General features: G+C 67.0%; 15 protein-coding genes. 7 read left to right on the top strand and 8 right to left on the bottom strand.

The features are described 5' to 3' along the window. Window positions 1-475 precede the first annotated feature (475 nt). The 4 genes from ACFC09_RS44870 to ACFC09_RS44855 form a co-directional block, all read right to left on the bottom strand. Window positions 476-1,603, bottom strand: coding sequence for a hypothetical protein (locus ACFC09_RS44870; RefSeq protein ID WP_376538776.1), 1,128 nt, complete (start codon window positions 1,601-1,603; stop codon window positions 476-478). Window positions 1,604-1,799: 196 nt separating this feature from the next. Then, entirely contained in the window at window positions 1,800-3,089 is a 1,290-nt protein-coding gene (locus tag ACFC09_RS44865) for a hypothetical protein (RefSeq protein ID WP_376538774.1), read from the bottom strand. Between the two features lie 140 nt (window positions 3,090-3,229). Then, a complete protein-coding gene (locus tag ACFC09_RS44860) occupies window positions 3,230-4,078 on the bottom strand; it encodes a helix-turn-helix domain-containing protein (protein WP_376538772.1) in 849 nt (282 codons plus the stop codon). Between the two features lie 18 nt (window positions 4,079-4,096). After that, a complete protein-coding gene (locus ACFC09_RS44855) occupies window positions 4,097-4,864 on the bottom strand; it encodes a DUF6879 family protein (RefSeq protein ID WP_376538770.1) in 768 nt (255 codons plus the stop codon). Window positions 4,865-5,056: 192 nt separating this feature from the next. Between ACFC09_RS44855 and ACFC09_RS44850 the strand changes: the two genes are divergently transcribed. The 3 genes from ACFC09_RS44850 (at window position 5,057) to ACFC09_RS44840 (ending at window position 6,204) form a co-directional block, all read left to right on the top strand. Further along, on the top strand, window positions 5,057-5,281 hold the full coding sequence (locus tag ACFC09_RS44850; protein ID WP_376538768.1) for a hypothetical protein: 225 nt from the start codon (window positions 5,057-5,059) through the stop codon (window positions 5,279-5,281). A gap of 133 nt (window positions 5,282-5,414) precedes the next feature. Further along, window positions 5,415-5,642, top strand: coding sequence for a DUF397 domain-containing protein (locus ACFC09_RS44845; protein ID WP_376538766.1), 228 nt, complete (start codon window positions 5,415-5,417; stop codon window positions 5,640-5,642). A gap of 91 nt (window positions 5,643-5,733) precedes the next feature. After that, the gene (locus tag ACFC09_RS44840) at window positions 5,734-6,204 is read left to right on the top strand and encodes a hypothetical protein (protein WP_376538765.1); all 471 of its coding nucleotides are present in this window, start codon (window positions 5,734-5,736) and stop codon (window positions 6,202-6,204) included. A gap of 138 nt (window positions 6,205-6,342) precedes the next feature. On the opposite strand, the gene ACFC09_RS44835 is transcribed toward ACFC09_RS44840, so the two are convergent. Beyond that, window positions 6,343-7,323 carry a WD40 repeat domain-containing protein gene (locus ACFC09_RS44835; RefSeq protein ID WP_376538763.1) on the bottom strand — a complete coding sequence of 327 codons (981 nt, stop codon included), beginning with the start codon at window positions 7,321-7,323 and terminating at the stop codon, window positions 6,343-6,345. A gap of 88 nt (window positions 7,324-7,411) precedes the next feature. On the opposite strand from ACFC09_RS44835, the gene ACFC09_RS44830 reads away from it, so the two are divergent. Beyond that, window positions 7,412-8,089 carry a GDSL-type esterase/lipase family protein gene (locus ACFC09_RS44830; RefSeq protein ID WP_376538761.1) on the top strand — a complete coding sequence of 226 codons (678 nt, stop codon included), beginning with the start codon at window positions 7,412-7,414 and terminating at the stop codon, window positions 8,087-8,089. Between the two features lie 171 nt (window positions 8,090-8,260). Here ACFC09_RS44830 and ACFC09_RS44825 read toward each other — a convergent pair whose 3' ends face one another. From ACFC09_RS44825 to ACFC09_RS44815, 3 genes are all read right to left on the bottom strand, one after another. Continuing rightward, a complete protein-coding gene (locus ACFC09_RS44825) occupies window positions 8,261-10,195 on the bottom strand; it encodes an N-acetylmuramoyl-L-alanine amidase (protein WP_376538759.1) in 1,935 nt (644 codons plus the stop codon). A gap of 321 nt (window positions 10,196-10,516) precedes the next feature. Further along, a complete protein-coding gene (locus tag ACFC09_RS44820; RefSeq protein WP_376538757.1) occupies window positions 10,517-10,732 on the bottom strand; it encodes a hypothetical protein in 216 nt (71 codons plus the stop codon). Beyond that, window positions 10,696-10,947 carry a nucleotidyltransferase domain-containing protein gene (locus ACFC09_RS44815; RefSeq protein WP_376538755.1) on the bottom strand — a complete coding sequence of 84 codons (252 nt, stop codon included), beginning with the start codon at window positions 10,945-10,947 and terminating at the stop codon, window positions 10,696-10,698. The genes ACFC09_RS44820 and ACFC09_RS44815 overlap by 37 nt, the downstream gene beginning before the upstream one ends. Here ACFC09_RS44815 and ACFC09_RS44810 point away from each other — a divergent pair. From ACFC09_RS44810 to ACFC09_RS44800, 3 genes are all read left to right on the top strand, one after another. Then, window positions 10,828-11,121, top strand: a complete 294-nt coding sequence (locus ACFC09_RS44810) for a hypothetical protein (protein WP_376538778.1) — start codon at window positions 10,828-10,830, stop codon at window positions 11,119-11,121. The two genes, ACFC09_RS44815 and ACFC09_RS44810, sit on opposite strands and share 120 nt — an antisense overlap. Beyond that, complete coding sequence (locus ACFC09_RS44805; RefSeq protein ID WP_376538753.1) at window positions 11,118-11,726, top strand: Uma2 family endonuclease; 609 nt, start codon at window positions 11,118-11,120, stop codon at window positions 11,724-11,726. Before ACFC09_RS44810 ends, ACFC09_RS44805 begins: the two co-directional genes overlap by 4 nt. Before the next feature lie 90 nt (window positions 11,727-11,816). Next, window positions 11,817-12,809 carry an aldo/keto reductase gene (locus tag ACFC09_RS44800; protein ID WP_376538751.1) on the top strand — a complete coding sequence of 331 codons (993 nt, stop codon included), beginning with the start codon at window positions 11,817-11,819 and terminating at the stop codon, window positions 12,807-12,809. Window positions 12,810-13,069 lie beyond the last annotated feature (260 nt).

The raw sequence follows: 13,069 nt of genomic DNA, 5'->3' as shown, positions 1-13,069 counted from the left end.
CGCCACCCACCTGGCAGACCGACGACGACGTGGTACGGCCGTACATCCTCAGCCCCTGATGCTCCGGGCGACCGTAAACCACTGCCAACAGAACAGCGTCACCGCCGGGCCACCAGCCAAGACCGCGCGCCGACCGTGTCACGACGAACACCCCACACCTCACGAACGACGGAACTGGTTACCCGCCCCCTGTCCGGACGGATTATTCGACCAACCACCCCACCGAGACGAGTGGTCCCGGGACTGGCCCGATCCGGTGGACAGATGATGAGACGCGACCCCAGGTGGCAGCAAATACTGATCGTACACATCGCTGTCGAGGGCCAGAGCGGATGAGTTCGGGGCCCGCTTCCGGGAGACCACCGGCAGGACGCCGGTGCCGGCGTAGTTCGCGCCCCTCGGGGCTGCCGGGGTCCCGTGACAGATACCGCGTCCGTCGGCGGCACATCCCTGCGGACTGACGCCGACGGGCTCTTCAGCGTCCGCCTCTCGCCGGCCCCTGCGAGCCGGCGTGCCTGAAGAAGAGATCCCGTACTGGGACAGCACCTTCCGGCAGCGCGGGAAGTGGCCCCGTGACGTGGCCGTTGTCGGAGACAGAGGCGGAGGCGCCGGGCCCGCGGAGGTAGTCCGACGGGACGCTCGGCAATGGAGAAGGAGAGGGAGGCGCGCTGTCGCCCCAGCTGTCGTCCCAATCGAAGGAGGTAATGCCAGGCAGGGCAGTACCGCCCGTGGCGGCAGATACCAAAGCAGGGGAACCGAGGGGTCCGGCCGAATCCCTCAGGGCGAGCACGCCAGCCTCTGCATACTCCGCGAGGGACAGCTGAGTACGAGATTCCCACGCCTGCTGCGACGGAACCGCTTCAGCAGGCGACCCGGCGGCCTCCTGCGGCAATTCTTCCACCGGAGCACTCACGCCGGTGCCCGCCACCTCCTGGTCCTGCCGGGGCCCCCTCGGCTGGACCAGCATCGCCCGCTCCTTCGAGGTCAAACCCACACGACCACCCGCCTTCAAGGCGAGATCCACCCGCCACTTTTCCCAGCCGTATTTCTCTCCGTCCTTCACCCAATACCTGAGTGTTTTAGATGGAATGCCCTCAGCTCGCGCATAGTATTCCAGCGATTCACTTTGACCAAAAAACCCATCTACATATCTCTTCTTCACGTCATCTGCATATCTCCTTCTGTCGCGTTTCCCGAGCCGACTGTCCCGGCAACTATCCACCGCCTCCTGTGACAGGCCATATTTAGTTGCATTCTTGGCCCAATTCTGGATGGTCCTTTCAGCGATGGGATCGGGATCGGGATCGGACCATGCACGACCGAAATTGACCAACGTGCGCTCCTCCGAGTCCTCCATCCACGCCTCAAGGATCTCCCTGATCTTCTCTGGACCTTTTTCCTCGTTGCGCCGACGACTCTGGACCTCAAGGTCTACACCATACTTCTTCGCTTCCACCACCCATCCCGAGAAAATGTGGAGCGCCAGTCCTTTTTCTTTGGCGAATTTAGCCCGACCGCCTTTGCCGCTTTCATAGTACTCCTTGAACTCCTCCAGATAGGCAGTCTTTCCTTCAGCGGAAGGTTCTTCAGTGGAAGGTGGCATCTTTCCTCCTAGTTGATATATCCGAAAGGTGCACGATCCAGCAGGCGCGGGGCGGATGTTGTGTCACTCGTGACTTCAACGGGAAGGCGCCGGGCCTGGTTCACCGGGAGGCCGAGGCGGGGACGACGTCGGCGTCCCGTGACAGATACCGCGTCCGTCGGCGGCACATCCCTGCGGACTGCCGCCGACGGGCTCTTCAGCGTCCGCCTCTCGCCGGCCCCTTCGAGCCGGCGGGCCCGTAGAAGTAATCCTGTCGTGGGACAACATCTTTCGGCAGCGCGGGAAGTGGCCCCGTGACGTGGCCGTTGTCGGAGACAGAGGCGGAGGCGCCGGGCCCGCGGAGGTAGTCCGACGGGACGCTCGGCAATGGAGAAGGAGAGGGAGGCGCGCTGTCGCCCCAGCTGTCGTCCCAATCGAAGGAGGTAATGCCAGGCAGGGCAGTACCGCCCGTGGCGGCAGCTACCAAAGCAGGGGAACCGAGGGGTCCGGCCGAATCCCTCAGGGCGCGCAGGCCACCAGTTGCGTACTCCGCGAGGGACAGCTGAGTATGGGATTCCCACGCCTGCTGCGGCGGAACCGCTTCAGCAGGCGACCCGGCGGCCTCCTGTGGCATTTCTTCCACCGGAGCACTCACACCGGTGCCCGCCACCTCCTGGTCCTGCCGGGGCCCCCTCCCCTCGTCCAGCATCGCCCGCTCCTTCGAGGTCAAACCCACACGAGCACCCGCCTTCAAGGCGAGATCCACCCGCCACGTTTCCCAGCCATATCTCTCTCCTTTCTCCACCCAATTCTTGAGTGTTTTACGTGGAATGCGTTCAGCTCGCGCATACTCTTCCAGCGATGCACTTTGACCAAAAAAGCCATCTACATATCTCTTCTTCTCGTGATCTTTATATTCCTTGCCGCCGACCGCCGCAAGCCGAATATCTCGGCACTCATCCACCGCCTCCTGCGACAGGCCATATTTACTTGCATGCGTGGCCCAATTCTGGATGGTCCTTTCATTGATGGGATCGGGATCGGGATCGGACCATTCACGACCGAAATCGACCAACGTGCGCTCCTCCGAGTCCTCCATCCACGCCTCGAGGATATGCCTGATCTGCTCTGGACTCTTTCTCTTGTTGAGCTGACGATTCTGGACCTCAAGGTCTACACCATACTTCTTCGCTTCCACCACCCATCCCGAGAAAACTGAGGGCGCCAGTCCATTTTCTTTGGCGAATTTACCCTGGCCACCTTTGCCGCTTTCATGGAACTCCTTGAACTGCTTCAGATAGGCAGTCTTTTCTTCATCGGTATAATGATTACGAACCTCAATATCAAGTTCCACACCATACTTCTCCGATTCGGCTACCCATTGTTGGAAAGTATTGGGCACCAGTCCATTTTCTTTGGCGAATTTACCCTGGCCACCTTTGCCGCTTTTATGGAATTCCTTGAACTGCTCCAGGTAGGCAGTCTTTTCTTCACGGGAATATCTCATTTTCTCTCCTTGTCGGCTCGTGACTTCAACGGGAAGGCGCCGGGTCTGGTTCACCGGGAGGCCGGGGCGGGGACGACGTCGGCGTCGTGAAGGGTAGCGAGGCCGGAGGACCCACGACGACGTGGTACGGCCGCACGTCCTCAGACCTTGATGTTCCGGCGGACTCGGGCGATCACCTGCTGGGCGTCGGCGCCGAAGACGGCCGACTCCGCGAGGGTGTCCCAGACCCGACGGTAGAGAGCGATCGTTTCGGCATCGTCGAGCCAGAGTTCGGCGTGCCAGTCCTCGACCACGACCAAGCGTTCGTCGAGTATCGAGAAGGGGTTTCCCGGCGGGATTCGCAGCCCCGCATCCAGAGGAACGATGCCGAGGCGCACTGTGTCCATGCCCACCACACCGACCAAGCGGTCCAGTTGCGCCGCCAGGACCTCGGCCGGGCAGACCTCCGCCCGCAAGGCTCCCTCCCACATGAGCAGGTTCAGCTGTTTACCCGGCTGGTACAGCCACTCCTGTCGCTTCATACGGGCCCGCACAGCCTCCTCCGTATCCCGTGGGGAACACTGGAGTGCCGCGTAACCCAAGAAAATGTGCCTCGCGTAGTCAGCGGTCTGAAGCATGCCGCTGACCGCGTTGTTCTCCCACTTGTGCAGAACCCGGGATTCGGCGACCAGGGCGTTCCATGTCTCCTGCACCGGGGCATGTCCTGCCGCCAACTGGCGCCGCCACGAACGGATGTGGCTTTCGAAGCCCTTCAGACGGGCACGCAGTTCCGCAGAGACAGCAGGCTGCCCCACAGCCACTGCCCAAGCCCGGAGGTCGTCGTCCGTCGGCGTCTGCCTGCCGTTCTCCAGCTTGCTGACCTTCGACTGGGGCCACCCCAGCCGCTCGGCCAGTTCCGTACCGGTGAGCCGACCATCAGGGCTTTCGACACGTAGTTCCCTGAGCCTTCGCCCCAGTTCCTCACGCGCCCGCTGGTAGTCCGTGCTCACCGGTACCCAATCTGACTCCTACGCGTCGCTGCTCATCTCAGCCGTGAACTGCTTCCACGGTACGGCGTGATGCCAAGCAGCATCGCGGATCATGGCGCAGCGCACCACCTCTGCCGGCTCCGTGATGAGGTCCACGTGGGTGAGCTGATCATCGTCGTCGAACCGCAGGAGTGCGATGAGGCGGCTGTCGAACAGCCAGAAGTCCTCGGCAGGGAGCCGGAGTCGGTCCGCGTCGGTGCGCCACATGTTGCGGATGTCCTCACCAGCGCCGATGTTCCAACTCGCGCTGTCGAGAAGGTAACGCTGACCGGTCGTGGCGGGTTGGTCCACGATGCGTACCCGCTCAATCCGCCTGCCCTGCGAGGTGTGGGCGCGCATCGTCTCGATCCACCAGGTGTAGTACGGGTTCGGTTCCGGGTCCTCCCCGACCGTCCCGTTTTTGATGAAACGCTCCCAGCGATCGGTGCCCTCGTCACTTGCGTAGCGCCGACGCGTTTCCAGCCGCCACGCCGTGTGCTCGAACTTCTCGAACAAGCCGCTGAACTCGTCCAGATCGATCGTCCGCACCTGCCTCGTCCGCTCCTTCGGGGTCCAGTCCACCAGCAAGTCCCGCGGGACCACGATCGCGATTTCCCCCTCGGAGAGATGCTGGAGCTGCGAGACGTCCTCCGAATCCGTGAGCGGAGGACCATGCACGATCACCTCCCCGCTGTCCAAGTCCTCGTGAACGGACGGGCATCCAGTAACACCACTCCCGGTCCCGTTGAACCGCAACCTGCGCGCCATGTACGACAACCCCCTGGGTCTAGACGATGTTCGCGCCCCAGCATGTAGGTACCTCTGAGTGAAAGTCCATGCATCCAGAGTGACCAAGGGAGAATAATCGAGAATATTCCACTCCTTGCTTTCCTCCCCCCGCCTACGGTCATCACCCGAAGCCGAACCACTCGGCGAGACCCCTGGGAGACCGTGACAGCCATGGCGAACACGCAGCAGACGCACCCGCAGCAGAAGCGCTCGCCACAGCTCCCCCGTGGCTTCGACGCCTGGCTGTTGGACTGCATACCCGTCCCCGGCTGTGCCGTGTGCGGCGCGAACTGGCGGCAACTCCTAACCCGCAAGCAGACCGGTGACCTCACGCAGGCCGCACGCCACGCCACCGAGATCCGGGACCACACCTCGGGCGTGCACGAACAGCCGTAGACCTGGTGGATCGGATCGCCCACCTCCCCTCATGCACTTCTCCCCTCATGGACTCCTCCCCTCATGGACTCCCGTCTGTCACAGGCGGCGGCGGTCGGTCACGGCCGCGTCAGCAGAGCAGGAAGGCACAGCGATGGTGAACGGAACCGACCTGTACGCGCTCGACATCGGCGGAGCCTCGTTCGTGAAGGCTTGCGGCGGCCCCTGCAGCGAAGGGTGCGTGACGCTGGCCCGGATCGGCGAGGACGTCTGGGCCCTCGGCGACAGCAAGCGGCCTCAGGCCCAGCCGCTGAGGTTCACCACGGCGGAACTGGACGCGGCCGGAATCGACCCGGCGCGGTTCGGCCCGCACGTCGTCTGACCCGACCCCGCCCCAGCTGGTCCTGGCGCGCCCTCGGCAGGCCAGGACCGGCCGGCTCTCCGATCCGCCGACGCCCCGAACTGGACGCCCCGTGCACCACCACGGCTACCTGTGGACCGGCCCGAAGGCCCGCTTCGACCAGGAAGCGCTGCGCCGCCCGCCCCATCCCGAACCGCCGCCCGCCGGAAGCAGACCCGAGCTGATCCAGCGGTACCGCGAGGTGGCCGCGGAGTTCCCCAGGTCGGACCTGCCGCCGCTGGAGACGGCCCACTGGCTGGTCAAACCCGGTTCTCTGGTGCGGGGCACCTGGCCGGAACCCGCGGCGGCGGCCGGGTGGCTGCATGAGCGGCTGGCCGAGTACGCGTCCCGGTTCGCCTCCGAGGCCCAGGGCGACGACGGACACCGCGCCTTCCTCGTCAGCTCCGCTCGTGAGCAGCTGGCCTCGGGCGGCGACGTGTCGCTCGGCTTCTACCTCGAACGTCCCTCGTATCTTTCCCTGGCCCTGGTCAGCTGCTCCCCGAATCGCGCCCGACCCGAACTCCCGTGCCCACTGGGCGAGTAGTCCCCCACACCCATCGGCTGGTAGCACCCGTACCCGTCAACGCGTAGCCCCCATACCCGTCGGCCGCCCGGCCCCCGTACCCGGCGGCGCGTAGCGTGCCCGTCGGGTACATAGCCCCCTTGCCCGTCGGCCGCGCGGTCAGTCCCGCCGCCGCAACCGCCGCAGCCACAGCAGTGCCCCCACGGCCAGTGCGACCACCGCCGCGACCTTCAGGCCGGAACTCGTGCTCAGGCCGGCGCCCGTGTTGTCGGACGAGGCGTTCCCGGTGCTGGAGGGCGAGGCGGATCCGCCCCCGGCCGGTGCGGGCGCGTCCTGCGCCGTCACCTCGCTCTGCTCGCCCTCGCTGCCGTACAGGAGCTTGGAGCCGTCGACGGAGTAGGTCACGGACTCCCCCTGCCGCTGCAACGGCACGTCGAGCCGCTGCCGGCGCTTGATGCCGCCGTCCTTCCAGTCGTACAGGATCCCGCCGAGGTAGCCGCGCACCGCGAGTTGCGTGCCGTCCGGCGAGAACGCGGCGTCGGTCGCCCACAGGTCGACGGGCGCGACCGGCTTGAAGACGTTGCTGCCGGACGTCGACAGCTGCGCCGGGCCCTCGTACAGGTGCCCGCCGTCCTCCTTCTTGTCGATGATGTAGACCCGCCCCGTCTTGGGGTGCACGACCAGCGACTCGGCGTTGCGGGCGCCGTCGGAGTACTTCACCACGTACTGCGTGGCGCGGATCGTCTGGTCCTTGAGCACCTTGGGCTCGGGCAGCCGGTAGATCCAGACGTAGGGCCAGCTGCCGTCGAGGTTGTCGCCGATGTCACCGACGTAGATCTGGTTGCCGGGTCCGATGGAGATCGCCTCGACGTCGCGCGGGGAGCCGATGCCGCTCAGGGTCACCGTGGCGACGGTCTGCCCGGTGGCGCTGTCCACGGCGTAGATGTACGGCCCGTCGTCGCTGTCGTTGTGCGTCCAGTAGATGCCGGGGTGCAGGCGGGAGGCGGCGAGGCCGCTGGACTCGGTGATCCGCGGGTCCTTGATGGTGAAGCCGTGGTCGCCGTCGGCCGCGGCGGCGGGCGGCGCCACGAGGGCACCCGTGAACAGGACCCCGGCGATGAGGGCCAACGAGAGACGCATGCGCCAAGCCTGCCATCCCGCCGCGGGGTCGGCCCGACGTGGTGGGCCTCACACCCCGCCGGGCGCCGTGATCGACCATCATGAGCGGATGCTCAGGCTCATGCCCGTCGGTGATTCCACCACGATCGGAAGCGCGGGCGATCACACATGGCGGTACCGGCTCTGGCAGCACTTGTGCGCGACCTATGGCGGCCCGTTCACCCTGGTCGGCCCGCGCGAGACGCTCTACGACAAGGCGGCGGACGCGCCGGTCTCCCTCGCCTACGCCGACCCCGGCTTCCCGCGCGGCCACCTGGCCGGCTGGGGCGAGGGCTTCCTGCACATGGCCCCGCTGATCGGCGAGGCGATACGGGACCGGCGGCCGGACATACTCCTGGTGTCGCTCGGCCTGATCGACCTCGGCTTCTACACGGACGCCGAGCAGACGGACCACAACGCCCGCGCCTTCATCAGCGCCGCGCGCGAGGCCGACCCGCGCATCCGCATGGTGCTGCTGCCGGTCGTCCCCAACATCCGCGCGCAGGCGGACGCCCTCTTCGGGGACGAGGTGGCCCACTTCAACGTCCTGCTGGCGAAGACGGTCGCCGACCTCGACCGGCCCGGCTCCCCACTGCTGCTGGCCGAGCCGCCGCCGTCGTTCGACATCGACTCCGACACCTACGACGGCACCCATCCGAGCCCCGACGGCGAGCACAAGATCGCGTCGGCGTTCGCGGAGGCGATGTGGCTGGGGTGGCGGGTGGGTGAGCGGTACGCAGAGGCATGAGCCCGAACCCCGGCCCCGGCCTCGACCCCGACCACAGCCCTGACCACGGCCCCGACCACGGCCACAGCCCCGACCGCGGTGGACACGGGTCGACCCCGCGCCGGCGTGGCACCGGGACGGGGTCGGGGTCGGGGTCGGGGTCGTGGTCGGCGGGGCCGAACCGACGGCTCGTCAGTTCTGCGAGGTGCCGGGCCGCGGACGCACCCGGACCTTGTGGACGGTGACGTCCGAGGCGTCGACCAGCGCCACGCGGTGGTTGTACTGGATCGTGTAGAGCTTTCCGGCGCCCTTCACCAGGACGTCGCCGGTCTTGAAGAAGTCGTCCGTGGAGACCGGCTCCTGGGTGGCGACGTACGCCTGGCCCGCGGGGATCGAGTACGCGCTCAGCGGGGCCTCGGTGGAGGGCTTCAGGTCCGCCGGGTACTCGGACGGCTGCGGGTAGCCCGAGCCGTACACGTCCACCGCGGAGTCACCCGCCGCGCCGACCACCTTCACGCCGGTCGCCGGCGAGGTGTTGACGCCGCCCGGGTTGTAGAACCACACCTTGGCACCCGCGTACCAGATGGCCGTCCAGTCGCCGCTCACCTCCGCGACCACGAACTGCTGGCCCTGGGAGACGGTGCTGCCCCAGTCGCTGATCTCGTCCGTGCCCTTGGCGTCGGCCTTGTGCAGGCCGGGGTCGGTGAACAGCGGCGCGTCCGTGCTCGGCTCGGTGCGTACGTACAGGAAGTTCGACGGCTCGGTCTGATCGGTGCACTCGGTGATCTCACCGGTCGGGTCGTCGTACGGGCAGACCTTGGTGGTCTGCTTGTTGGCGGCGAACTCGGGGTTGATCGTCACGGCGGTACCGACCTGGCCGACCCCGTGCGGGGTGTCGTCGACGGGGGCGTCGACCATGGCCATGAAGGTGTTCCAGTCCCAGTACGGACCCGGGTCCCAGTGCATGCCGGCGACGTAGTCGTCCAACGGGCCGGGCACGTTGTCGTGGCCGATGACGTGCTCGCGGTCCAGCGGGATGTCGTACTTGGCGGCGAGGTACTTCACCAGGTCAGCCGTGTCCTGGTACACGCTCTGGGTGTACCAGGTGGCACCGTGGGCGGCGAAGCCCTCGTGCTCGATGCCGATGGAGTGCATGTTGAACCAGTAGTTGCCCGCGTGGAGGGCGACATCCTGGTTGGGCACCATCTGGGTGACCCTGCCGTCGGCGGCCATGATGTAGTTCGCCGCGTCACCGTTGCCCGCCTTCTGGAAGGCGCTGACCGCGGCGTCGTAGGACGACTCCGTGTCGTGGATGACGATGTACTTGACGTCCAGGTCGTCGGCGGGACGGTTCGCCACCTGGTAGTTCGACGCGTCCGCCGGCAGGAACGTGCACGGCAGGCCGGGCGGGCACTCGGCCTGCGGGGTGGTCGACGTGGCGTTCAGTTTCAGCCCTTGCAGCTGACCCGGGCTGGGCTTCAGGGACGGATCGGAGTCCAGGCTGACCTGGTCGCCCTCCGCGGTCGTCCGCTTGGCGCCCTTCTTCATCTGCGCGAACACCCGGTCGGCGAACGCACCGGCCACCGCCTGGTCCGAGGAGCCGCTGTAGCGGGCGACCGCGCCGTACCAGGCGGCCGGGTCCGACGACGTCTCCCCTGTCAACTCCTTCTGGTACGAGGCGAGCAGCGCCGCGCCGCCGAGGATGTTCGTCCGGGAGTCCTTCCGGACCTCCTCGGGCGAGACGTCGAGGAGCTTCGCCGCCTTCGTCAGGGTGTGCATGGCCGGGTCCGAGGCGGCGTCGCTGAGTCCGGCGCGTCCGGCCTCACCCGCGCCGCCGCCCGCCAGCATCTCGGTCGTCACGTCGGTGAGGCTCATGGGCCCGTATCCACCGGAGGTGTTGTACTGCCCCTTGTGCTCGTCCCACTGGGACTCGGCATAGGCGACGCCGAGCAGGACCGACTCGGGGACCTTGAATTTCGACGCGGCGTCGGCGTAATCGGCTTGTTGGCCGGAATCACCCGAATCGCCGGGACCGGCCGCCTGGGCTATGGCGGGCAGGGCGAAGCCGGCCGCAGCCACCGCGACGACGGCTGCGAGCAGCTTCTTTCGCGACTTCCTTTTATGCAAGAAAATTTCCCCTTCATGACTGAGCGTCAATGGGTCCGGAACGTCTCACACCGCCCTGCGAGAACACGCCCAGCACAGCGGAATTGATTAGACACCACTGGCCTCACAACGGGTCAACTGCCCCTTGGGTTCAGGTCTCCCGGGAATCCACACCGGTACTCGCGTGTCTGGGAATGGGGCCGACCAGCCCGCATGCAGCAACAGCGCGAGAAATCTGCGTGGCTGGTGAAAAGATCCCGACAGGTTCTTCGCACGAAGGTCTGACGAAGACCACAAGAACGTAAACTCACCCACCCCTGATCTTCACAGAAGACCCGCAATTCACCCCAGGTCCGCGACGGGCTTCGCGACGGCCACCGCAATGGCATCCTCGATGGATTCCGCCACGGCCGCAGCCATGCGCTCGGCGCAGGCTCGGGCACGGTCCTGCGCCTGCCGCCCGCTCCAGTCGTCCTCGACCCGGCCGGCGTAGGCGTCCCGCGCCAGCGTCAGCGTCAGCGTCAGCGCGGGCCGGTCCCCCTCGGCGGGTAGCGCCACGGACGGACGTCCGCCTGCACCACGACGGCCAGTTCCACGTGCCGCCGCCCGTCACGACCGGACACCCGCAACAACTCCCGTGTCAGCTTCCGGCGTTGACGGTCGCCGACACGGTCGCGCACCACGACGAGCACATCGAGATCGCTGTCCGGACGCAGCCCGCCGAGGGTGGCGGAGCCGTGCCGGTAGGCACCGAGGACACCACCGCCGAGCACACGGCGGACCAGCCGTACGACGACTTCGACACCGTCTCCGGTCTGTCCGTGGTCGTGTCCGCAGTCGTGTCTCCGGTCATGCGCGGCTCTCTCCGGGTCCGACTTCCCGTACGTATCGTTGTACCGCGCGGCAGCCCCCGCTCGTGGGGCGGCCGGGGAGGAGCGCCACGATGACCGTCCTTGAAGACAGGATCGAGATGGCCGAGGAAGACGGCGAGCTGACTCTGGACGATCTGTTCGAGTCGCTTGAACGGACCACCCCCGAGGGTTACAAGGTCGAGATCGTCGAGGGGGCCGTATTCATGTCGCCACAGCGGGACACGCACTGGGAGATCATCGCCGGGATCTACGATCAGCTGCGCACCAAGTACCCCCGCAAGCGCCTGAAGTCAGACGTCCGCATCGACTATCCCGGCCACCTCAACGGCTTCGCCTCCGATGTCACGCTGGTCGCGGAGGGGGCCGAGCGGACGCCCGGGGGCCTGTGGCGCTGCGGTGACGTCGAGTTCGTGGCCGAGGTCATCTCGAAGGGCACGGCCCACAACGACTACGGACCCAAAAAGGCCGCGTACGCCGTCGCCGAAGTGGCCGCGTACCTGATCGTCGACCCGTACCAGGGCAAGTGCCACCTGTACACGCAGCCCAAGGACGGCGAGTACGTCAGTGAGCTGACCGTCTCCTTCGGAGCGGATGTGGACATGACCACCACACCCCTCGGCCTCACCCTCACCACGGACGAATTCCCCCGCGACGCCCGCGACCGGCACCACCGCCCCTGACGTTTCGGCGGAGCACCCGCTTCCGCCCGCCTCCATGCGCTCCTCCATGCGCTTGCATAGAGCGCACTCGAAGTCGTTGGCTTGGGTCCCATGGAGTACACGCAGCTCGGACGCACCGGACTCAAGGTCAGCCGACTCGTCCTCGGCACCATGAACTTCGGCCCGCTCACCAATGAAGCCGACAGTCACGCGATCATGGACGCGGCGCTGGACGCGGGCATCAACTTCTTCGACACCGCGAACGTCTACGGGTGGGGCGAGAACAAGGGCCGCACCGAGGAGATCATCGGCACCTGGTTCGCGAAGGGCGGCGAGCGGCGCGACAAAGTGGTGCTCGCCACCAAGGTGAACGGCAACATGGCCGGCGACGGCCCGGCCTGGCCCAACCACGACAAGCTCTCCGCGGTGAACATCCGGCGGGCGGTGGACGCCAGCCTGAAGCGACTACAGACCGACTACATCGACCTGTACCAGTTCCACCACATCGACCGGAACACCCCGTTCGAGGAGATCTGGCAGGCGATCGACGTCCTCGTCCAGCAGGGCAAGATCCTCTACGCCGGATCCAGCAACTTCCCCGGCTACAAGATCGCTCAGGCCAACGAGATCGCCGAGCGGCGGGGCGGAACCATCGGGCTGGTCAGCGAGCAGTGCCTGTACAACCTGGCCGAGCGGCGCGCCGAGATGGAGGTCATCCCGGCCGCACGGGAGTACGGCCTGGGTGTCATCCCGTGGTCGCCGCTCCAGGGCGGGCTGCTCGGCGGTGTGATCAAGAAGGAGGTCGAGGGCGGCAGGCGGGCCAGTGGACGCTCCGCGGACGCCCTCGCCAACACGGCCGTACGCGCCCAGATCCAGGCGTACGAGGACCTGCTCGACAAGCACGGCGTCGACCCGGGCGAGGCGGCGCTCGCCTGGCTGCTCACCCGGCCCGGCGTGACCGGCCCGATCGTCGGCCCGCGCACCGCGGGGCAGCTGGAGTCGGCCCTGCGCGCCCTGGAGCTGGAGCTGTCCCAGGAACTGCTGGACGGACTCGAAGAGATCTTCCCCGGCCCGGGTCCGTCCCCGGAGGCATTCGCCTGGTGACCGGTCCCCGCGCCGACGGCACGGGATGACGGGCGCCTGTCATGGTTCCCGGCCCCACCGGCCCGGGAGCACGGACGCCTGGTGACCGGTCGGGGCGGTCCCCCGGGGCACCGGCGGAGCACGGACACCTGACGACGGGACCCCGGGCCACCAGACGGGACCCCGGGCCACCGGCGGAGGACGCGGACAACCCGACGACGGGACCCCGCGCCACCGGTCCGGGACGGAGTCCGGCGCCGAGTCGGAGAACAGTACGCGGC

Source organism: Streptomyces sp. NPDC056161 (assembly GCF_042268025.1).
In the GTDB taxonomy this organism is placed as follows: domain Bacteria; phylum Actinomycetota; class Actinomycetes; order Streptomycetales; family Streptomycetaceae; genus Streptomyces.
Note: the sequence above shows the minus strand (reverse complement) of the source record. Positions and strands in the feature narration are given on the sequence as shown.